This window comes from Kribbella polygonati (assembly GCF_050320105.1).
In the GTDB taxonomy this organism is placed as follows: Bacteria; Actinomycetota; Actinomycetes; order Propionibacteriales; family Kribbellaceae; genus Kribbella.
In genome coordinates, this window is sequence record NZ_CP190129.1 from 5,284,312 (window position 1) to 5,305,296 (window position 20,985).

Consider the following 20,985-nt stretch of genomic DNA (forward strand, 5'->3'; position numbering starts at 1 on the left):
TGATCAAACACCTCACGCTGACCGAGGCCCGCTACCTCGGCAACATCTTCGACCGCCCGTACCCCGAGCCGCTCCCCAACTTCACCGACCCCGGCTATGCGAACCGGCATCACCTGTGGGTCCCCGAGCACGAGACGCGGGCACAGATCCTCACCAACTACAACCGCGCCTGCGCCCACGCCGACAGCACCATCCAGTCCCTCCCGATCGACACCCGCGCCACCGTCCCCTGGTGGCCGAGCCCCGACGTAATGCTCTTCAACGTCCTGACCCACGTCCTCACCGAAACCAACCGCCACGCAGGCCACGCCGACATCCTCCGCGAACAACTCACCACCACGGACGCCGACCCGACGGTGGACTGGCCATCCCACCGATCCCAAATAGAAGCCGCCGCCCGCGCCGCCGAACAGTAGCCCCAACCCACACATGTTGCGTGAGGCGGACGTGGTGAGGGGTGGATTTGGTGAGGGGCGGACGTGGTGAGGGGCGGACGTGGTGAGGGGCGGACGTGGTGAGGGGCGGACGTGGTTAGCCCCCCGCGTGCTCCGCAGGTGCTCCGGTCGCGTCGCTCCCTCCCGCACCTGCTCCGCGCGCTCCCACCCACCCGCCGGCTGGCGCCGGCATTTTGCGAGCTGCCGCTCGCGGGTGACTGCTAGGCCGGCGTGCTTCGTGGGGCGTGACGTGTGAGTGGCGCGTGCACCGGCCCACTGCGCGCGGCGTAGACCGAACCGGCCGACTCCTGCGAACTTGCGATACCCCGTGGGGACTGGGAACAGGCTATTGCTTGTCGTCAGTCCCCATAGGTTGTGTCCACTGTCCCGCAGCCCGGCCATCTGCGAGCGCCTGGATGGCCGATCACGATGGCCTTGCCAGGTGGGGCGCACGCCCTGAGCACCAGCAGCGCCCATGGCCGACCACATCTACGCGTCACCGCCTCCCCTCACCACTTCCGCCATCTACAACCCGCGCCACTCACCACCAGCGACCTCACGGAGTGCATCCACCTAGCAGTCACCCGCGAGCGGCAGCTCGCAACTCGCCCGCGGCAGCGGGCATCAAGCCGGCGCTAGCCGGTGGGCGGGTGGGAGCGCGCGGAGTAGGTGCGGGAGGGAGCGCAGCGACCGGAGCACCTGCGGAGCACGCGGGGGCTGACCACACCCACCCGTGATCACATCACCCGTTCAGCTCTTCCACGTGTAGCGGCGTTCGGGGCGGCCGGTGGTGCCGTAGCGGAGGGTTACTTCGGCTTGGCCTTGGGTGGTGAGGAATTCGAGGTAGCGGCGGGCGCTGACGCGGGAGATGCCGATGTGTTCGGCGCATTCGGCGGCGGAGAGGTTTTCTGGGGCGTTGCGGAGGGCGGCTGTGACGAGGTCGGTGGTTTCCTGGGAGAGGCCTTTGGGGAGGCGGTTGGTGAGCGGGCGGGCGGGGGCGAGGACCCGGTCGACGTCCGCCTGTGACGTGACCTGCAGAGGAATGCTGGCCCGTCGTCGCGCGTACTCCTGCAGCCGCACCCGCAGATCCTCGAAACCGAAGGGTTTCAGCAGGTAGTTCACGACCCCCTGCCGCACCGCGCCCCGCACAGCCTCCGCCTCACGGGCGGCGGTGATGACGAGGATGTCGACGGACGGCTGTACGGCGCGGAGCCGGGCGATCAGGTCCAGTCCGAAGACGTCGGGCAGGTACAGGTCCAGCAGGACGAGGTCCGGCGTCAGCGACTCCAGCGCGGACACCGCGGCGTCGCCGGAGTTCGCCGTACCGACGACTTCGAAGCCGTCGACGCGGTCGACGAAGCCGCGGTGGATGCGGGCCACCATGAAGTCGTCGTCGACGACCAGGACGGTGATCATCGGGCTCCTTCCGGTGTGCGTTGGGTGGACATCCGGGCGATGAACGCGGCGCCGCCGTCGGTCGGGTTGGTGACGGCGACCTCGCCGCCGCGGCGGCGGCAGATCATCCGGGTCATCGCGAGCCCGATGCCGCGTTCGCCCTCGGCGGCGGCCTTGGTGGTGAACCCGTGCGCGAACACCTCCTGTGCCAGCTCCGGTGCGACGCCGGGGCCGGAGTCCCGTACGACGATCTCGACCGAGGTCGCGTCCTGCCGGAGTTCGACCTCGACCCAGGCGGGCGACAACGGCGTACCGGACTGGGCGGCGGCGTCGACGGCGTTGTCGACGAGGTTGCCGAGGACAGTCGCGATGTCGGCGGACAATGCCGGGTCGAGGCGGAGCAGGGTGGTGCGTTCGGACACCCGGAGCTCGACGCGGCGTTCGGCAGCGAGCGAGGACTTCGCCATCAGCAGGGCGGCGACCGTGGTGTCGTGGACCCGCCGGGTCACGGTCAGGTCGAGCGATTCACGATAGCGGTTCAGCGCGCCGACGTAGGTGACCACCTCGTCGTACTCCCCGATCTGGATCAGACCGGAGATCGTGTGCAGCTGGTTCGCGAACTCGTGGGTCTGCGCCCGGAGCAGCTCCGCGGACGAGCGGAACGACCCGAGCTCCCGCTCCAGCTGCGCCAGCTCGGTCCGGTCGCGGAGCGTGGTGACGGAGCCGAGCGACCGCCCGTCCTTCACCACACTCATCCGGTTCATCACGAGCACCCGGCCACGCCGTACGACGACCGCGTCACGCGCCTCGTCGTCGCCGGACAGCACCTCGCGCAGGCGGCCCTCGATGCCCAGGTCCTTCAAGGACTTCCCGACCGCGTCCGACGGCAGGTCGAGCAGCCGGCGGCCGACGTCGTTCACCAGCGTCACGCGCAAATGGGGGTCGAGGGCAACGACTCCCTCGGCGAGCCCGTACAGCATGGCTTCCCGGTGTTCGGCCAGCCCGGCGATCTCGCGCGGTTCGAGGCCGAGTGTCTGCCGCTTGATCCGCCGGGCCAGCAGCCACGACCCGAGCAGCCCGAGCACGCAGGCGATGCCGAGATAGATCGCCAGGTACGACGACGCGCCGCGCAGCCGCTGCAGTACGGAAGGTGACCGCTCGCCCACCATGACGGTGCCGATCTGGTCGCCGAGGGACCCGTCCGTCCGTCCGAACCCGTCCCGGCCGTCGCTGAGCACTGGAACTTGTGCGACGAGCTCCCGGGAGCTGTCGACCCGCAGCTCACCTGACCAGCCGCGACGCTTGTCACCCGCCGGATCACCGTACGTGAGGTCTGTGCCGATCAGCGTCGGATTCGTTGCCGCGATCACCTTTCCGTGCGCGTTCGCGACCGTGATCGAGGTGACGCCGGACTGCGCGAGGCTGGTCTGCAGCGTGGGCGCCAGCATCTCCGCGGGCGCCGGGTTCCGGATGTTGAACCGCAGCGCGGGACTCCCGGACAGCTGCTCGGCCAGCAAGGTCACGCGGCGCCCTTCGACCCGGTTGAAGGTGGCGGCGGACTGCGCGAGCGAGACCGCGGCGACCGCGACCAGCACGATCACCACGATCGCGAGCTGCAGCACCAGCAGCTGCCCGGCCAGCGTCGGCCGTCTACCGAGTCGTACCGCCATCTTCACCTCCCTACCTTGTCCTGCCGCATGATCACCGTTGTGGCGCCCGAGTGCCACAGTTCACCCTGATTCGGCCTATGACCACAATGAACTCAACCACCGCTGCGGCCACAACGCAGACTCCGACGGCTCCGGAGGTCCACGATCGTCGCCACCTGAACACCTCCTGAAAGGATCCGCCGATGAGGTCCAGGCCACTGCTGATCGCGGCCGTCGCGCTGCTCGGCATCACCGCCTGCGGGGCGACCGCGAACAAGACCGACGCCGCGAACGAGGACAGCGGGAAGCCGGCCACCGGGCTGCGGCTGATGGTGCCGAACACGGCCGGTGGCGGGTACGACACCACCGCGCGGGTCGCCGCGAAGGCGATGGACGACGCGAAGATCGCCACCGGCGTGCAGGTGTTCAACCTGCCCGGCGCCGGCGGTACGGTCGGCCTGCAGCGGGTCGTGAACGAGAAGGGCAACGGCAAGCTCGCGATGCAGATGGGCCTCGGCGTCGTCGGCGCGACGTACACGTCGAAGTCCAAGGCGACGCTCACCCAGACCACTCCGATCGCGAAGCTGATCGAGGAGGCCGGCGCGATCGTCGTCCCGAAGAACTCGCCGTACAAGACGATCCAGGATCTGGTCACCGCCTGGAAGGCGAACCCGAAGGGGATGGCGGTCGGCGGCGGTTCGTCGCCGGGCGGCCCGGACCACCTGCTGCCGATGCAGCTCGCGCAGGCGGTCGGCATCGAGCCGAAGGACGTCAACTTCGTCTCGTACGACGGCGGCGGCGAACTGCTGCCCGCGCTGCTGGGGAGCAAGATCGCCTTCGGCACCAGCGGCTTCGGCGAGTTCCTCGACCAGGTGGAGAGCGGCCAGGTCCGGGTCCTCGCGGTGAGCAGCGAGCAGCCGATCGAGGCGCTGAAGGACGTACCGACGCTGAAGGGCTCCGGGATCGACCTGGTCTTCACCAACTGGCGCGGGATCGTGGCGCCGCCAGGCATCAGCGACGCGGACAAGAAGGTCTGGATCGACGCACTGACCAAGATGCACGACTCCGCCGAGTGGAAGGCCGAGGAGAAGAAGCACGGCTGGACCGACGCGTTCGTCACCGGTGACGAGTTCGGCAAGTTCCTCACCGACCAGGACAAGGCCGTCGCGGACATCCTGACCAAGCTGGGCCTGGCGTCGTGACCGAGGCCGCGACCCGGCGGCCGGATCGTGCGCAGTACGGAGTGTGCGGGGTGCTGGCGGTGGTCGGCGTCCTGGTGATCGCCGACGCCGCCCGGCTCCCGCACATTGCCACCAGCAACGACCCGATCGGCCCGAAGCCGGTGCCGATCGTGCTCGGCGTACTCCTGCTGGTGGTCGCCGCGCTGTACGCCGTGGACGTGGCCCGCGGCGGCACCGGCGCGGCCGAGGAGGGTGAGGACGTCGACGTGACGTCCCCGGTCGACTGGCGCACCGTACTGCTGCTGATCGCCGCGTTCGTGGTCAACCTGGCGACCATCGAGCCGCTCGGCTGGGTGATCAGCGGGACCCTGCTGTTCTGGGGTTCGGCGTTCGCGCTCGGCAGCCGGCACCACGTCCGCAACGTGTTCATCGCGGTCGCACTGTCGCTGGCCACGTTCTACGGGTTCGCGATCGGGCTCGGGGTCGGCCTGCCGGCCGGCGTACTGCAAGGGATTCTCTGATGGACAACCTGATGAACCTGGTGAACGGGTTCGGCGACGTGCTCACCCCGGTCAACCTGCTGCTCGCGCTGCTCGGCGTCACCGTCGGTACGGCGGTCGGCGTCCTGCCCGGGATCGGTCCGGCGATGACGGTCGCGCTGCTGCTGCCGATCACGTACGGGCTGGAGCCGGTGCAGGCGTTCATCCTGTTCGCCGGCATCTTCTACGGCGGCATGTACGGCGGCTCCACCACGTCGATCCTGCTGAACACGCCGGGCGAGTCGTCGTCGGTGGTGACGGCGATCGAGGGCAACAAGATGGCTCGTGCCGGACGGGCCGCGCAGGCGCTCGCGACGGCGGCGATCGGCTCGTTCGTCGCGGGCACGATCGGGACGATGCTGCTGGTACTGGTCGCGCCGCAGGTGGTGAAGTTCGCGATCAGCCTGGGGGCGCCGGACTACCTGGCGATCATGCTGCTCGCGTTCGCGGGTGCCACCTCGGTGCTCGGGTCGTCGCGGATCCGCGGCTTCGCGGCGCTGCTGCTCGGTCTGGTGATCGGCCTGGTCGGGATCGACAAGGTGACCGGACAGCAGCGGCTGACGATGGGCGTCCCGCAGCTTGCCGACGGCATCGATGTCGTGGTGGTCGCCGTCGGCATCTTCGCGGTCGGTGAGGCGCTCTGGGTCGCGGCGCACCTGCGGCGCAACCCGGGCACGGTGATCCCGGTCGGCCGGCCGTGGATGGGCAAGTCGGACTGGCGGCGATCGTGGAAACCGTGGTTGCGCGGCACGGCCTTCGGGTTCCCGATCGGCGCGTTGCCGGCCGGCGGCGCGGAGATCCCGACGTTCCTGTCGTACGCGACCGAGAAGAAGCTGTCGAAGCACCCGGAGGAGTTCGGGAACGGCGCGATCGAGGGCGTCGCGGGGCCGGAGGCGGCGAACAACGCGTCCGCGGCCGGGACGCTCGTACCGATGCTGGCGTTGGGTCTGCCCACGAACGCGACGGCGGCGGTGATGCTGGCCGCGTTCACGTCGTACGGCATCCAGCCCGGGCCGCTGCTGTTCCAGCGCGAGCCAAAGCTGGTGTGGGCGCTGATCGCGAGCCTGTTCGTCGGCAACCTGTTCCTGCTGCTGCTCAACCTGCCGCTGGCGCCCGCGTGGGCGAAGCTGCTGCAGATCCCGCGCCCGTACCTGTACGCCGGGATCATCTTCTTCGCCTCGATGGGTGCGTACGCCGTGAACGCGCAGCCGCTCGACCTGCTGCTGCTCCTGGTGCTCGGGCTGCTCGGGTTCGGGATGCGCCGGTTCGGGCTGCCGGTGCTGCCGCTGATCATCGGCGTGATCCTCGGCCCGATCGCGGAACGGCAGGCCCGGATGGCGTTGCAGCTGTCCAACGGCGAGGTCTCCGGCCTGGTCGGCGGGCCGGTCGCGTACGTGATCTACGGGGCGATCCTGCTGATGATCGCCTGGCCGCTGATCGCGAAACTGCGCCGGAAAATCATGACGAAAGATGTCGTAATTTCCGCCTGACACTGAATGCATGAACGATATGCAGAGGGCTTGGCTGGGTGTGGTCTCCGCGGACCACACCCAGCGGGCCGTTCAGGGCGGTTTCATCCAGCTGAACCACGGCAAGCGGTACGGCGTCGCCCGGCTGCGGCGCGGCGACGGGTTCGCTATCTACTCCCCGACCGAGCAGTACCGCGAGAAGCAGCCGCTGCGGGCGTTCACGGCGCTCGGCGTGGTCGCCGACGACGCGCCGTACCAGGCCGAACCGATGTCGATGGGCGAGCGCGGCACGATCCAGCCGTGGCGCCGCCGGATCGAGTTCCTGCCGGTCCACCGGGCGATGCTCCGCGACGTCGACCTCGAGCTGACCCGCCGACCCAACTGGGGCTACCAGCTCCGCCGCGGCCTGGTCCCCCTCGAGGTGGCCGACTTCGAGGCGCTGCTGTCGACCATGGCTTGACGTATGCCGATATAGGCATATGATCGTCACATGGCACGGGCGGCGACGACCTCGGATGCGTTCAACGCGATCGCGGAGCCGCAGCGCAGGGACATCCTGGTGTTGCTGCGCGGCGGCGAGCGGCCCGTCACCGAGGTGGCCCGGGATCTGGGCATGAGCCAGCCGCAGGCGTCCAAGCACCTGCGGGTGTTGCGGGAGGTCGGTCTGGTGCGGGTTCGCGGCGCGGGCAAGCAGCGGCTGTACGACCTGGACGCGCGCGGCCTGCGGCCGGTGCACGAGTGGGTGGGTGGGTTCGAGGAGTTCTGGAACGAGACCTTCGGGCGGCTGGACGAGTACGTGCAGGAGCTCAAGCAGGAATGGCGAAAGGGACCACAGGATGAGTAGCGCCGAGGCGGACCGGGAGATCGTCATCTCCCGGCTGATCAACGCCCCGCGGGAGCTGGTGTTCGAGGCCTTCACCGAGGTCCGGCACCTGTCCCAGTGGTGGGGTCCGGCGGGCTTCAGCACCAAGACGCGGTCGTTCGAGTTCCGCGTCGGCGGCGACTGGGACTTCGTGATGCACGGGCCGGACGGGACCGAGTACCAGGAGTGGATCACCTGGTCCGAGATCGACCCGCCGGCCCGGATCGCCCTCGCCCACGGCGAGTCCCGCGACGACCCGAACGCCTTCTCGTCCGTACTCACGTTCGAGCCGGCCGGCGAGCGGACCCGGATCGTCATGCACACGCTGTTCCCCACCAAGGAACTGCGCGACGAGGCCGTGCAGAAGTACCACGCGATCGAGGGCGGCGAGCAGACGCTGCACAACCTGGCGACGTACGTCGCCGAACTGACCGGAAGGGACGTGGACTGAATGACCGGAAAAGTCTTCTTCGGCGTGACGATGTCGCTCGACGGCTTCGTCGCGCCGGTCGCGGACGTGACTGTCGCGGAGGTGTTCTCGCCCGAGGGCAAGGACAATCCCCGGGTCCAGACCTGGCTGCGGAAGTGGGGCGAGCTGCAGGCGTGGCTGTTCCCGCAGCGCTCGTTCCGGGAGAACCTGAAGCTCGGTGAGGGCGGCGAGGAAGGTCTCGACGACGACATCTCCCGGGAGACGATGGAGCGGATCGGCGCGAACGTGATGGGCAAGCGGATGTTCGACGGCGGCGAGCTGGCCTGGCCGGAGGAGGCGCCGTTCCACACCCCGGTGTACGTCGTCACGCACACGGAACGCGAACCGTGGGTACGCCCGGGCGGGACCACGTTCCACTTCGTCAACGACGGCATCGAGAGTGCGCTGTTCCAGGCCCGCGAGGCGGCCGGCGACCAGGACGTACGGGTCTCCGGCGGCGCCGACACGATCCAGCAGTACCTGAACGCCGGCCAGATCGACGAGTTCTCGATCTCGCTGGCGCCCGTACTGCTCGGCAGCGGCATCCGGCTGTTCGACCACGTGGACGCCGACCGGATCGCGCTGGAGCAGATCCGTACGGACGCGTCGTCGCAGGTCACCCACCTGACCTACAAGGTTTCCAAGCGGTGACCCTGTGCCGCGCTATACGTTCGAGTCATGGTGGCCGTGGGCGACGAGGTCTCGACGGAAGTGGCGCGGCGGATCGCGCTGAGCAGCCAGGGGTTCGGCGCGCCGCATCAGCGCGGTGATGTGCGCTGGGCGATCCGGCAGGCCGCCGTACTGCAGCTGGATTCGGTGAATGTGCTGTGCCGGTCGCACTACCTGCCGGTGTTCGCGCGGGTCGGCAACTATCCGCGGGCGGCGCTGGACGAGCTGAGCTGGGGCGCGGAGCGGGAGCTGTTCGAGTACTTCTGGGGCCACAAGGCCGCGCTGATCCCGCTCGGCAACTACCCGCTGATGCGCTGGCGGATGCGGGCCGCCGAGCGGCAGGTGTGGGACGAGGAGCTGAGCCCGGACGTGACCGCGCCGTGGTCGGTGGTCGCGGGGATGCGCCGGCTGACCGCGGAGCGGCCGGGGTACGTCGACCAGGTCCTCCAACTGGTCACCGAACAGGGCCCGCTGACCGCGGGCGACGCGAGCCCGGACGGCGTACGGCGCAAACGCGGCGACCCGGACCCGGATCCGACCACCGGCAAGATGTGGAACTGGCAGGACGCGAAGATCGCGATCGAGTACCTGTTCTGCACCGGGCAGGTGACGATCGCCGGGCGGCGGCACTTCGAGCGGATCTACGACCTGACCGAGCGGGTGCTGCCGGCCGACGTACTCGCCGCGCCGGAGCCGACCGCGGCCGAGGCGCGGCGGGAACTGGTCCGGATCGCGGCCCGCGGGCTCGGGATCGGAACCTTGCGAGAGCTCTGCGGCGGGACCGGGCAGGCGCACTTTCCGTTGCCCGCAGCAACTGGTCGCGAGGTGATCGGGGAGCTGGTGGACGCCGGTGAACTGGTGCCGGTACGGGTCGAGGGTGTGAAGCAGCAGTCGTACCGCTGGCACGAGGCACAGGACCGGCCGGTGGACGCCTGCGCGCTGCTCTCGCCATTCGACCCGCTGATCTGGAACCGCGACCGCGCGCACCGGCTGTTCGACTTCTTCTACCGGATCAGCATCTACACGCCGGCGCCGCAGCGCGTGCACGGCTACTACGTACTGCCGTTCCTGCTCGGCGATCGACTGGTGGCGCGCGTCGACCTCAAGGCCGATCGCCAGACCTCGTCGTTGGTCGTACCCACGCTTACGCCGGAGCCGGACTCCCCCGGCTTCGTGGACCAACTCGCCGGTGAGCTGCGTCAAGTGGCGGCGTGGCTCGACCTCACCACGATCCAGGTCACCGCGTCGTCGGCCGCGGGTAAGGCGCTCAAGCGACTGATCGGACGCGGGTGACCAGGACGCCGGCCAGGACCGTGACGGCGGAGGCCAGCAGGTAGAGGACCGGGTAGCCGCCCAGGTGTTTGACGATCGGGGCGGCGATCACCGGCGCGAGGACCTGCGGCAGCGAGTTCGCGATGTTGATCACGCCGAGGTCCTTGGCGCGGTCGCGGGCGTTCGGGAGGACCTCGGTGAGCAGGGCGAAGTCGACCGACAGGTACACGCCGAAGCCCGCGCCGAGCACGATCGCGCCGGTGATCGCGCCCGGCCAGGTCGGCAGGACGGCGAGGATCACGCCGGCCACCGCCATCACCCAGCCGGAGATGTTGACGAAGATCTTCCGGCGGGCGGAGCGGTCCGACCAGCGGCCGAAGGTGATCGCGGTGGTCAGCACGCAGACGCTGTAGATCGCGGTCAGGATCAGTACGCCGGTGTCCGGGTCGGTGACCCCGACCTCGTCCTGGAGGTAGTAGAAGAGGTACAGCGTGCCGAGCGCGTTGCCCACGTTGAACAGGAACCGGGTCAGCCAGGCCCAGCCGAAGTCCGGGTAGCGGCGCGGGCTGATCCAGAAGCTCTTCAGGAACTCGGGGAGTACGAACGCGGGCCGCTCCGTGAGCCGCTGGTCGTGACTGCGCAACAGGTACGGAACGACGGACAACAGCAGGAACACGGCGCAGGCGACGTACCCGAGGGTGTAGTTGTCGAAGGACGCCGCGAGGGCCGTTCCGACCAGTGCGCCGAGGACCTGCGAGATGGCGACCCAGCCGCCGACCACGCCGCGTTGGGTGACCGGGACGCGGTCCGGGACGACGGCGGTGGCGGCCGCGAGCAGCGCGTTGCCGAAGAGCTGCATCAGGCACCAGCCGATGATCATCAGCACGACCACCCGGGCGCCGGACAGGATCCCCAGCCCGACGGCACCACCGACAGCCCCCGAGATCACCCATGGCACCCGCCGCCCGAACCGGGACGTCGTCCGGTCCGAGATCGCCCCGAACGCCGGATTGGCGACCACCGAGACGGCCGCGCCGACGCCGGTCACCAGCCCGAACACGAACTCCTTGTTGCCCGGAGCAACCGCCTCGGACTGCTTCGCCAGCAGCACCTGGATCGGCCCGAGCCAGGCCGCGAACACCCCAACGTTGGCCAGTACGACGGCGGCCGTCCACCCACCCCGCACCCGCACGGTAGGTTCCGCCAACGCACCCCCAGCGCCCCGCGCAGCCGCGGTGGGGTGCACACCGGCGAGCGGCTCGTCCCCCTCGGGAATCATCTGCGGTTCTGGGCGATCAGGGCCTGCAGCCAGAAGTACGACTCCTTCGGCGTCCGCTTCTGCGTCTCGAAGTCGACGTCCACCAGCCCGAACCGCTGCGAGTACCCGGCCGCCCACTCGAAGTTGTCCAGCAACGACCACTGGAAGTACCCGCGCACGTCGATCCCGTCGTCGATCGCCGCCTTCAGCGCCCGCAGATACCCGTCCAGGTAGTCGATCCGCCGCCGGTCCGACACCCCGTCATTGATCGCGCACCCGTTCTCGGTGATGTAGATCGGCGGCAGCTTCTCGCCGTACCGCTGCTTGAAGGTCCGCAGGATCTCGCCGAACGCGTCCGGCACGATCGGCCAGCCGAAGTCCGTGGCCGGGTATCCGGGCAGTGTCCGCGGTTCGAACGGCAGACCGGGCGGGAGCTGTACGCCGTCGGTCGCGGCAGTGTCGGCCTGTCCGGTGGCCGCGCCGACCGACACCGGCGCGTAGTGGTTGATGCCGAAGAAGTCGAGCGGCGTCGAGATCACCGCGAGGTCGTCCGCGACCGGTCCCGGCATCCCGTCGCCGATCCCGGACGGGTACTCCCCGAGGATGATCGGATCGGCGAACATCCAGTTGATCAGGTTGTCGTACAGCCCCGCCGCTTCGACGTCCTCCGCGCTGTCGCTGGCCGGCCAGGTCGGCGCGTGGTTGGAGGCGATCCCGACAGAAGCGGCTCCAGCAGCCCGCAAAGCCTGCACCGCGCGCCCGTGCGCGAGCAGCTGATGATGCGCGACCGGGAGCGCATCGAAGAGCAGTTGCTTGCCAGGGGCATGGGCACCCAGGGAGTACCCCATCAGCGTCAGCACCATCGGCTCGTTGATCGTGATCCACAACGGCACCCGGTCCGCGAACCGCGCGCCGAGGATCCCGGCGTACTCCGCGAACCGCTCGGTGATGTCGCGGTTCAGCCAGCCGCCCGCGTCCTCGAGCGGTTGCGGCGTGTCCCAGTGGAACAGCGTCGGCGCCGGCTGGATCCCGGCGCCGAGCAGCGTGTCGACGAGCCGGTCGTAGAAGTCCAGCCCGGCCGCGTTCGCCGGCCCGCTCCCGGTCGGCTGGATCCGCGGCCACGCGAACGAGAACCGGTACGTGTCCACGCCCAGCTCCCGCATCAGCGCGACGTCCTCGGCGTACCGGTGGTAGTGGTCGCACGCGACCGCCCCGGTGTCGCCGTTCAGGATCGTGCCCGGCGTTGCACAGAAGGTGTCCCAGGTGGAGGTGCCGCGACCGCCTTCGGCCACAGCACCCTCGATCTGGTACGCCGACGCCGAAACGCCCCACCTGAATCCGGGCGGAAAGATCAGGTCAGCTGTCATTCGCATCATCCTCGTCAGGTTTGCTGTCCTGGACCCGCGGTGCCTCGACCTTCTGCACCACGACCGCCGTACCGTAGGCGGCCACCTCGCTCATCGTGTTCGCGATCTCGTTGCAGTCGAACCGCATCGCGAGGATCGCGTTCGCGCCCATCTGCTGCGCCATCTGGCACATCCGCAGCACGGCGACGTGCCGGGACTCGGCCAGCATCTGGGTGTACTCCGGCACCTCGCCGCCGCCGAGCGACCGGAAGCTCGCGGTGAAGTTCGACCCGAAGTCGCGACTCCGCACGGTCAGCCCGAACACCTCGCCGAACACCTTCTCCGCGGTGTACCCGGGCAGGTCGTTCATCGTCGACACCAGCACCGGGTACGGCGAACCCTGCGGCGCCACATGCGGCACGTTGGACGGCGCCTGCTGCTGGTACCCGCCCTGCTGGTACCCGGGTGGCGGGCCTTGCTGGTACCCGGGCGGCGGGCCTTGGTACCCCGGAGGCGGACCCTGCTGGTAGCCAGGCTGCTGCGGCGGATACGGCTGGTTCGGAGGAAAGTTCTGTGTCATGCACTCATCCTGGCATCACCATCTGAACACCTGGAACTCATACAGCGAATAGCCGTACGACGTCGCCCGCTGCGTCCCGGTGACGCGGACGTACCGAGCCGGTGTCGCCGCGAACCGGACCACGTCCTCCCCGCCGTTCCCGGCCGTCGTCGCGTACACCTGTTGCCACGTCGCCCCGTCCCGCGACACCTCGACCCGGTACCCCTTCGCGTACGCCGCCTCCCAGTCCAGCACCACCCGGCTGACGGTCTGCTCGTTGCCGAGGTCAACCTTCAGCCACTGCGGATCCGACCAGTCGCTCGCCCACCGGGTGTCGAGCTTCCCGTCCACCGCCTGCGCCGGCGGCGAGTTGTACCAGCCCTTCTCGTAACTGCTCGCGGTCGCGGTCTTCCCGGCCGCCAGGTTGCTCACGTCGTCGCCCCGCTTCGCCGGGAACTCGACCACCTGCTGGTACGTCGGCCGGTTCACCCACGCGATCCGGTCCTGGGTGATGCCGCCCATCGGGTTGTGCGCGATCTGGTCGGCGCAGAACTGGTCCCCGGCGGCGCAGTCGGCGGTCGCGGGGTACGTCGTACTCGCCGGGACCTTGGTTGCCGCGAGCAAGGTGTCCGTCAACACCGCCCGGCAGTCCGCCAGCGATCCGCCGCCGCAGTACGTCACCGGCTGGGACGCCTTCACCGGATCGCCAAGCACCTTCCGCAGGTCACGCTGCACGAACCCCCACCAGCCACTCTGGAACGAGGACCCCTACGCGCTCGGCCGCTCGTCGATCTTCAGGTTGGCGGTCAGCGAGTTGTAGAGGTCCGGCCCGAGGTCCTTGAACTCGGCCGGGACCAGCAGGGGCCACCAGGCGTCGAGCAGTTGGATCGCGTCGGCGTTGGTGTAGGTACGGGACGCGGCGTTGGGAGTCCGGCGGTGTGCGCCGGACTGTTGCCAGGCGGTCAGCTTGTTGACCGCGTCGGCAACGGCCGGATCGGTGATCGGGGCGGACTTGAGGACGCGCAGCAGGTACGGCAGGACCTGGTCGCCGCGGAGGTCGACGGTGGCAGCGTCCTCCATCGCCTCGACCAGCTTGCCGCGGGTGAACTTCTGCCCGCTGTCGATGACGGCCTTGATCCGGTCGTCGAGCGGCTGGCTGCGGTAGACCGCGTTGTACCCCCACTGCCCGTCCGAGGCGGAGTACCCGGGGGCCTGCTTGTTGTTCCAGCTGGTCAGGTAGTCCTGGTTCACGACCTGCGGATGCTGCGCGGGCGGCGTGTAGGTGGCGCGGTTCGTGTCCGGGTTCCAGCCCTTCCACTCGTACGTGCTCCAGGTCGGCAGGTTCGGGTCGGCGCCGTCGGCCCGGACCGGGTTGTCACCGGAGTTGAAGTACGCGATCGAGTTCTTGTCCGTGTAGAACCAGTTGAAGGTGTACCCGATGTTCGCCGCGGCCTTCTGGAAGTCGGCGGCCGAGTGGATCCTGTCCGGGTCGTTGAACTGCATGAACCCGAGCGCCGACCCCGCCTCGTTGCCGTACGTCGACCGGTCCTTGGTGAAGAGAACCGGCTTTCCGCCGACCGTTCCGCGATGTGTCACGATGCCGTACTTGGTGCGCAGGGCAACCAACGTGTACGACCCGGCGGGTTCGGAGGACCCGAGGCTGGAGTACCACGAGTTGTGCCGTTCGAGCCGCTCGATCGGCACGCACTGGCCCCGGAAGACGTAGTACTGCGAGGCTTTCGTCGGCGTTCCGCCGTCGGGTTCGCACAGCGGTACGGCGAACGTGTCGGTGATGTCCTGGCCGGCGGACGTCGCGCTCCACGAGTAGTCCGGGCCGCGGCCGATCAACGTGTAGAAGTTCAGGCCGGCGAACGCGATCCCCCGGGAGCTGACGCCCGGTCCCTGCAACTCCTGGCGCATCAGGAGCTGCGGGGCGAAGTACCCGGTCTGCGGGCCGTAGACCGCGATCGGGTTTCCGGACTGCGTGTGTGCGCCGGAGACGAGGAGCGCGTTCGACATTCCCTTCTTTCCGAAGCCTTCCGGGAAGAGGCCTTTGTCGAAGATCCCCTTCAAGGCCTCGGACCCCGCGGGCGCGGGCTTCGCGGCCGCCGTCTTGTTCGCGGTCTGGTCGATCACCTCGGGTTCGGCGGTGACCGAGCCGCGGTCCGGCATCGCGCGACCGGGCGGGTTCGGCCCGGTGGTCCCGTACGGGAAGGTCGTCCCGTTGTGCACCGTCGTACTGGCCTCGGGGTCGTTCTGCGAACGGAACGACTCCCACACTTTGGTGCCCTCGGCAACGCCGTACTTCACCTGCGCGTCGAGCAGCGCCAGCGCCGACGTGACCTCGGAGCCGCCGCCGGTGCCGAAGATGCCCGCGACCACGGCCGCGGTGGCGACCACGTCGGTCACCTTCCAGTGCGGCGTCGGCCACTGCAGACCGAGCGCGACGTACTCACCGGGGTAGCCGATACCGACCGTGTCGATGTAGTGGTTGACGCCGTCGACCCAGGCCTGGATGTCCTGCTGCATCTTCACGCCGTCGGCGCCGTACAGCTTGGCGGCGTCGTCGAACTGGCGCTGCAGATCGGCCTCGGTGTACGGCGCGGTCCGCCAGAACTCCTGCTCGAACTCGCGGTTCGCCGCGGCACCGCCCGCGAACGGCGTCAGCTGCCCGCGGCCGAGGTGCCGGAAGACGTCCATCACGAACAGCCGGTCCTGGGCACCGGCGTACCCGGCTCCGAACATCGTCCCGAGCCGCGTGGTGCCGGTGATGTGCGGGATGCCGCGGGACTTGTCGCGGACGATCGTCACGTCGCTGCGCGGGTGGATCGTGCTTGCCACGTCGTCCGGCCGCACCCCGAACGACGAGTCGTCGTAGTACGGCGCGAGGCCGTCGTCGGTGATGCCCTGCGAGTTCCAGACCAGGTCCTGGTACGGCTTCAGGCTGTCGCTGAAGTGCGGCGGACGGACCCCCAACGCCTTGAAGGCAAGGAGATCCGTGAACGTCGCGCTGCCGTTCTGGCCCGGCGGCAGGATGTCACGACATTGCCCAAGGCAATAGTCCGTGGGGTCGGCGGCAACGGCCTGCGGCGCTGCCTGGGTCGGTGCGGGCAGGGCGGCGAGAACGGCGACGACAGCGGCAACGGCTGCCGAGGCACGAAGGCGGGTGCGGAGTGCGGGGCGGGGCACGGTCCCTCCTCAGGTCGGTAAAAGTGAGAATGACTCACGAGTAGCTTCAGGTCAATAACTTGCCACCGACAGACTCTCGCCAATTGCGGTCCGTGACCACTACGCTCAGCAACACCATGAGCATCCACGATCGCTATCGATTGAGTGTGGTGATCAACGCCAGGGGGACGTACACCCCGTTGGGGGTGTCCCGGAGCTCTGACGGTGTCGCGGCTGCCGTCGCCCAGGCGCTGCCCGAGTTCTTCGTGCTGGACGAACTGCGCGACCGGGCGAGCGAGGCGATCGCGCAGATCACCGGCGCACAAGCGGGGGCCGTCGTGCACTGCGCCGCGGCCGGGATCACGCTCGCGGTCGCCGCCACGATGACCGGCGGCGACCCACGCCGTACGGCGGCGCTGCCGGACACCACCGACATGCACAACCGCGTCGTACTGCCGGCCTGTCACGTGGTCGACTACGGCCACTCGAACCTGCAGGGCATCCGGCTGTCCGGCGCCCAGGTGGACCTGGCCGGCGACGAGGACAGCTGCACGCTCGCCGATCTGGAGACCGAGCTCGACGGGCCGGACGTCGCCTGCCTGATGCTGGTGTCGTCCCGGCTGACCCGGGGCGAGCCGATCGACCTGGCGGCGGCGATCAAGGCCGCGCACCGGCGCGGCGTACCGGCGATCATCGACGGCGCGGCGCAGTTCCCGCAGATCGCGGACCTGCTCGCCACCGGGGCAGACCTGGTGCTGGTCAGCGGGCAGAAGTACCTCGGCTCGCCGACCGCGGGGCTGGTCGCCGGGACCTGGCCGCTCGTGCAGGCCGTGCGGGCCCAGGACAACGGCATCGGGCGGGTGATGAAACCGACCAAGGAAGCGATCATCGGCGTACTCGCGGCCCTCGAGGAGTGGCAGGCGGTCGACCGGGTGAAATGGCAGGCGGACGAACGCGCCAAGGTCGACGCGTTCGTGGCCGCGGTGTCGCGGATCCCCGGGGTCGTGGTCACGGCCGAGCCGGACCCGACCGGCCTGCAGGTGTCCCGGGTGTTGCTGAAGGTGGAGGACGCCAAGCGCGTCGCCACCGAACTCGAGGCCGGGTCGCCACCGATCTACGTGATGACCGACCGGGTGGCCGACGACGAGCTGATGCTCGAGCTGGTCCCGCTGGACGCGGACGAGATCGCGGCCGTCCTGGCCCGGCTCTGGGCGGTCCTCACCTGACAACGCGAAGGCCCGGCACAGGATATTCTCTTGTGCCGGGCCTTCAGCGTGCTCAGTGCTGGTACGACTTCCCGTCGGTACGACGCGGGCCGCCGTTGCCGCGACGTGGGCCGTTGCCGCCACGGCTGTCGTGGCCGCGCCCCGGACGGTTGCCGCCGAACCGCTTGCCACCCTTGCTGAAGCGCTGCGGCTTCGGCGCCGGAAGCTTCACCGGGAAGCCGGACGGCCTGCTGCCGCCGGTCAGCTCGGTGACCAGCTCGTCGCCCGGACGGGCCCGGACGGGCTCCGCCTTGACCCCGGCGGTCTCGGCCATCCGGATCATCCCGCGCCGCTGGTGCGGCAGCAGGAGCGTGACGACGGCACCCTTGCCGCCGGCCCGCGCCGTACGGCCGGCGCGGTGCAGGTAGTCCTTGTGCTCGGCCGGCGGATCAGCCTGGACGACCAGGCCGACGTCGTCGACGTGGATACCGCGGGCCGCGACGTCCGTTGCCACCAGGACCGGGACCGAGCCGTCCTTGAACTGGTCGAGCGTCCGGTTCCGCATGCCCTGGGTGAGGCCGCCGTGCAGCGCCGCGGCCATCACGCCACGGTCGCGCAGCTGCGTCGCGATCCGGTCGGCGCCCAGCTTGGTGCGGACGAACACGATGGTCCGGCCGTCCCGGCTGGCCAGCTCGGCCGTCAGCGACTGCTTGTGCGCCGGCTCGATCACCAGCAGGTGGTGCTCCATCGTGCTGACCGAGGCCTGACCGGACTCGGTCGAGTGCTGCACCGGGTCCTTCAGGTACGTGCGGACGATCTTGTCGACGTCGTTGTCCAGGGTCGCGGAGAACAGCAGCCGCTGACCCTCGGGCGGGGTCATGTCGAGCAGCGTGGTGACCGCCGGCATGAAGCCCATGTCGCACATGTGGTCGGCCTCGTCGAGTACCGCGATCTCGACGGCGCCGAGGTCGGCCGCGCCCTGCTCGCACAGGTCGATCAACCGGCCGGGGGTGGCGATCAGCAGGTCGACACCGCGGCGGAGCGACTCGATCTGCTTCGGGTAGGGCAGGCCGCCGGCGATCAGCTTCAGCGACACGTTCATCACGTGCGCCAGCGGCTCGAGCGCGTCGTGCACCTGCATCGCGAGCTCACGGGTCGGGACCAGGATCATGCCGCGCGGACGGCGCGACTCGGTGTGGCCGCCGGCCAGCCGCATCAGCGTCGGCAGACCGAAGCCGAGCGTCTTGCCCGAACCGGTCTGGCCGCGGCCCAGCACGTCCTTGCCGGCCAGCGCGTCCGGGATCGTCGCGGCCTGGATCGGGAACGGCGAGGTGATGCCGTCCCGGGCCAGCCGCTGGACCAGCCGCGGGGCGAGCCCGAGGGTGGCGAACTGGTTGTCCTCGGCAACGGTGCCGAGGTCCTCCACCGGCTCCGCGGAACGGATCGGCTCCCCACGCCGAGCCTCCTGCGAAGCCCGCCGCACGAACGGCTTCTCCTCCCGCCGGTACGACGGCTTGTCGTCCCGGTTGAAGCGCGGGCGCTCGTCCCGGCCGTACGACGGCTTGTCGTCCCGGCTGTACGACGAACGGTCCTCGCGGTTGTACTGCGGCCGGCTGTCGCCACCACGGTCATCACGGCGGAACGGCTGCTTCTCACCACGGTTGTAGGACGAACGGTCGTCGCGGTTGAACCGCGGACGCTCGTCCCGGTTGTAGGACGGACGGTCGTCACGGTTGTACCGCGGCCGGCTGTCGCCGCCACGGTCGTCACGACGGAACGGCTTGTCGCCACCGTTGTAGGACGAACGGTTGTCGCGGTTGTACTGCGACCGGTCGTCGCGGTTGTACGACGGACGGTCGTCACGGCTGTACTGCGGACGGTCGTCGCGGTTGGGGCGCTGGCCGCGGTCGGCGCGGGGCTGCTCGGAGCGGTAGCCCTTCACGGGGCGGTCCTCCCGGGGTGCGTCGTACGTCGGCTCCGCGGCCATCCGCTCGCCGTACGACTGGTTCTGGTGCTTCTTGTGCCGGGGCTTCTTGTTCCGCCCGTCGGCGGATTCGGCGTCGAACTGGTGGTGCTGGGTCACGCAAACTCTCTCTCGTATTCACGGACGAGGGGCGCCGGATCGCAGCCGCACGTGAGCGCCGGTCACGAAAACATGACCGGACTACGTACTCAGCAGGAGACGGGCATCGACCTGCGGGTGCTATCGCGTTGCACCCATGTCGCCGGAGTCTTCAGCGGATGCTGAAACCGACGGGTCGGAGCGCCTGGGAACATCTCTGGTGACGCGACGCGCGCACCGACACCAGAAAAGTATAACCGATCGTGACGACCACTCCGACCAGCAGACCAGCCACCGCACTGGTCCCGTCCCACACTTCAAGCGTGCTTGAGTGTTTGGAGCACCGATCTAGGGTGGCGGTATGTCGGAGGAGAACGTTCCGAGCAAGGAGCACTGGCTCTCGATCGGGGAGATCGCGCAGCGGTCCGGAGTGGCGGCGTCGGCATTGCGGTTCTATGAGGACCAGGGCCTGATCGCGTCCCGCCGTACCGCCGGCAACCAGCGGCAGTACCAGCGCAGCACGTTGCGCCGGATCGCGTTCGTGCAGGCCGCGCAGCGCGTCGGGCTGGCGCTCGCCGAGATCAAGCACGCACTGGACTCGCTGCCCGAGGACCGGACGCCGACCCGGGCCGACTGGAGCAAGCTGTCGAAGTCGTGGCGCAGCCGTCTCGACGAGCGGATCGCCGAGCTCGAGCGCCTCCGCGACGACCTCGACACCTGTATCGGCTGCGGCTGCCTGAGCCTGCAACGCTGCAACCTCTACAACAAGGATGACCGCCTCTCCACCCGCGGCCCCGGCGCCCGCCTCCTCAACGTCGGCATCCCCGGCGAGAGCTAGGCCCTAGGACAGCAACCCGCGGTCGACCACCTCGACCAGCAGCTCGGCGGCGGCGATCGCGTCGTACGCCGGGTCCCGCAGCGACTCGGCCACGATCGCGTCGATGCCCCCGCCGATGACCAGCGCCGCGGACCGGGTATCCGTGGCCGCCGCGAGCCCGCGGGCGGCCCGGGCCGTGGCGACGAGCTGTGCGACGGCCGCCCAGCGCGCCTTCGCGTCAGCGACCGGCGCCGCCGACGTCACCGCCTCGACCAGCATCCGCACCTGCCGCGGCTGCTCGTGCAGATGCCGGACCATCGACCGGATGTACGCCGCCACGCCGTCCGCCGGCCCAGCAGCCTCGACCGCCGCACCGACGACCGCAACGACCGCGGACACCACGTGCTCGTACGCGGCGTCGACCAGCGCCTGCTTCGACCGGAAGTGATAGAGCACGCCCGCCTTCGTGATCCCGGCCTGCTCCGCGATCCGCCCGAGCGACGCCGCGGCGTACCCCTCCTCGGCCACCAGGTCGATCGTGACGTCGACCAACTGGGCCCGGCGCGCCTGCTCGGTGAAGGTCAGGTTCCGGCCGCGGGCTGAGGACATGCCCTCAACTTACCGTATGGTT

The 20,985-nt window shown here is 69.5% G+C and carries 20 protein-coding genes; 11 read left to right on the forward strand and 9 right to left on the reverse strand.

Annotated features, from left to right (window positions below; genetic code table 11):
* The first annotated feature begins 17 nt into the window (after positions 1-17).
* Positions 18-416 (forward strand): DUF664 domain-containing protein, encoded by a 399-nt coding sequence (locus ACQHIV_RS24975; RefSeq protein ID WP_427896546.1) that lies wholly within the window; start codon positions 18-20, stop codon positions 414-416.
* A 768-nt stretch (positions 417-1,184) separates the two neighbouring features.
* Here ACQHIV_RS24975 and ACQHIV_RS24980 read toward each other — a convergent pair.
* Together ACQHIV_RS24980 and ACQHIV_RS24985 are read right to left on the reverse strand one after the other, a co-directional pair.
* Positions 1,185-1,850 carry a response regulator gene (locus ACQHIV_RS24980; RefSeq protein WP_427885620.1) on the reverse strand — a complete coding sequence of 222 codons (666 nt, stop codon included), beginning with the start codon at positions 1,848-1,850 and terminating at the stop codon, positions 1,185-1,187.
* Complete coding sequence (locus ACQHIV_RS24985; protein ID WP_427885621.1) at positions 1,847-3,499, reverse strand: ATP-binding protein; 1,653 nt, start codon at positions 3,497-3,499, stop codon at positions 1,847-1,849. Before ACQHIV_RS24985 ends, ACQHIV_RS24980 begins: the two co-directional genes overlap by 4 nt.
* Positions 3,500-3,681: 182 nt before the next feature.
* Here ACQHIV_RS24985 and ACQHIV_RS24990 point away from each other — a divergent pair, with 182 nt between their 5' ends.
* The 8 genes from ACQHIV_RS24990 to ACQHIV_RS25025 are packed head-to-tail and all read left to right on the forward strand — an operon-like array spanning position 3,682 to position 9,960.
* On the forward strand, positions 3,682-4,680 hold the full coding sequence (locus ACQHIV_RS24990; protein ID WP_427885622.1) for a Bug family tripartite tricarboxylate transporter substrate binding protein: 999 nt from the start codon (positions 3,682-3,684) through the stop codon (positions 4,678-4,680).
* Positions 4,677-5,180 carry a tripartite tricarboxylate transporter TctB family protein gene (locus ACQHIV_RS24995; RefSeq protein ID WP_427885624.1) on the forward strand — a complete coding sequence of 168 codons (504 nt, stop codon included), beginning with the start codon at positions 4,677-4,679 and terminating at the stop codon, positions 5,178-5,180. The genes ACQHIV_RS24990 and ACQHIV_RS24995 overlap by 4 nt, the downstream gene beginning before the upstream one ends.
* Positions 5,180-6,688 (forward strand): tripartite tricarboxylate transporter permease, encoded by a 1,509-nt coding sequence (locus ACQHIV_RS25000; protein WP_427885626.1) that lies wholly within the window; start codon positions 5,180-5,182, stop codon positions 6,686-6,688. The genes ACQHIV_RS24995 and ACQHIV_RS25000 overlap by 1 nt, the downstream gene beginning before the upstream one ends.
* Before the next feature lie 10 nt (positions 6,689-6,698).
* A complete protein-coding gene (locus ACQHIV_RS25005; protein WP_427885628.1) occupies positions 6,699-7,127 on the forward strand; it encodes an EVE domain-containing protein in 429 nt (142 codons plus the stop codon).
* A 30-nt stretch (positions 7,128-7,157) separates the two neighbouring features.
* Entirely contained in the window at positions 7,158-7,511 is a 354-nt protein-coding gene (locus ACQHIV_RS25010; protein WP_427885629.1) for an ArsR/SmtB family transcription factor, read from the forward strand.
* The gene (locus ACQHIV_RS25015; protein ID WP_427885630.1) at positions 7,504-7,980 is read left to right on the forward strand and encodes an SRPBCC family protein; all 477 of its coding nucleotides are present in this window, start codon (positions 7,504-7,506) and stop codon (positions 7,978-7,980) included. The genes ACQHIV_RS25010 and ACQHIV_RS25015 overlap by 8 nt, the downstream gene beginning before the upstream one ends.
* Complete coding sequence (locus tag ACQHIV_RS25020; RefSeq protein ID WP_427885632.1) at positions 7,981-8,649, forward strand: dihydrofolate reductase family protein; 669 nt, start codon at positions 7,981-7,983, stop codon at positions 8,647-8,649.
* A gap of 27 nt (positions 8,650-8,676) precedes the next feature.
* Complete coding sequence (locus ACQHIV_RS25025; protein WP_427885634.1) at positions 8,677-9,960, forward strand: winged helix-turn-helix domain-containing protein; 1,284 nt, start codon at positions 8,677-8,679, stop codon at positions 9,958-9,960.
* Here ACQHIV_RS25025 and ACQHIV_RS25030 read toward each other — a convergent pair.
* Genes ACQHIV_RS25030 through ACQHIV_RS25050 form a run of 5 tightly spaced genes read right to left on the reverse strand, consistent with a single transcriptional unit; the run spans position 9,935 to position 16,291 of the window.
* On the reverse strand, positions 9,935-11,218 hold the full coding sequence (locus tag ACQHIV_RS25030) for an MFS transporter (RefSeq protein WP_427885635.1): 1,284 nt from the start codon (positions 11,216-11,218) through the stop codon (positions 9,935-9,937). The genes ACQHIV_RS25025 and ACQHIV_RS25030 overlap by 26 nt on opposite strands.
* A complete protein-coding gene (locus tag ACQHIV_RS25035; RefSeq protein WP_427885637.1) occupies positions 11,215-12,564 on the reverse strand; it encodes a GH1 family beta-glucosidase in 1,350 nt (449 codons plus the stop codon). Before ACQHIV_RS25035 ends, ACQHIV_RS25030 begins: the two co-directional genes overlap by 4 nt.
* Positions 12,554-13,123, reverse strand: a complete 570-nt coding sequence (locus ACQHIV_RS25040; RefSeq protein ID WP_427885639.1) for a YbjQ family protein — start codon at positions 13,121-13,123, stop codon at positions 12,554-12,556. The genes ACQHIV_RS25035 and ACQHIV_RS25040 overlap by 11 nt, the downstream gene beginning before the upstream one ends.
* Before the next feature lie 15 nt (positions 13,124-13,138).
* Positions 13,139-13,837 (reverse strand): discoidin domain-containing protein, encoded by a 699-nt coding sequence (locus ACQHIV_RS25045; protein ID WP_427885640.1) that lies wholly within the window; start codon positions 13,835-13,837, stop codon positions 13,139-13,141.
* 33 nt (positions 13,838-13,870) lie between these two features.
* The gene (locus ACQHIV_RS25050) at positions 13,871-16,291 is read right to left on the reverse strand and encodes a penicillin acylase family protein (protein ID WP_427885641.1); all 2,421 of its coding nucleotides are present in this window, start codon (positions 16,289-16,291) and stop codon (positions 13,871-13,873) included.
* 116 nt (positions 16,292-16,407) lie between these two features.
* On the opposite strand from ACQHIV_RS25050, the gene ACQHIV_RS25055 reads away from it, so the two are divergent.
* Positions 16,408-17,496, forward strand: a complete 1,089-nt coding sequence (locus tag ACQHIV_RS25055) for an aminotransferase class V-fold PLP-dependent enzyme (RefSeq protein WP_427885643.1) — start codon at positions 16,408-16,410, stop codon at positions 17,494-17,496.
* Positions 17,497-17,548: 52 nt separating this feature from the next.
* Here the strand turns inward: ACQHIV_RS25055 and ACQHIV_RS25060 are convergent, their stop codons facing one another.
* Positions 17,549-19,558 carry a DEAD/DEAH box helicase gene (locus ACQHIV_RS25060; RefSeq protein ID WP_427885644.1) on the reverse strand — a complete coding sequence of 670 codons (2,010 nt, stop codon included), beginning with the start codon at positions 19,556-19,558 and terminating at the stop codon, positions 17,549-17,551.
* A 340-nt stretch (positions 19,559-19,898) separates the two neighbouring features.
* Here ACQHIV_RS25060 and soxR point away from each other — a divergent pair, with 340 nt between their 5' ends.
* Entirely contained in the window at positions 19,899-20,375 is a 477-nt protein-coding gene (gene soxR, locus ACQHIV_RS25065; protein ID WP_427885646.1) for a redox-sensitive transcriptional activator SoxR, read from the forward strand.
* A gap of 3 nt (positions 20,376-20,378) precedes the next feature.
* On the opposite strand, the gene ACQHIV_RS25070 is transcribed toward soxR, so the two are convergent.
* Positions 20,379-20,963 carry a TetR/AcrR family transcriptional regulator gene (locus tag ACQHIV_RS25070; protein WP_427885647.1) on the reverse strand — a complete coding sequence of 195 codons (585 nt, stop codon included), beginning with the start codon at positions 20,961-20,963 and terminating at the stop codon, positions 20,379-20,381.
* Between the last annotated feature and the right edge of the window lie 22 nt (positions 20,964-20,985).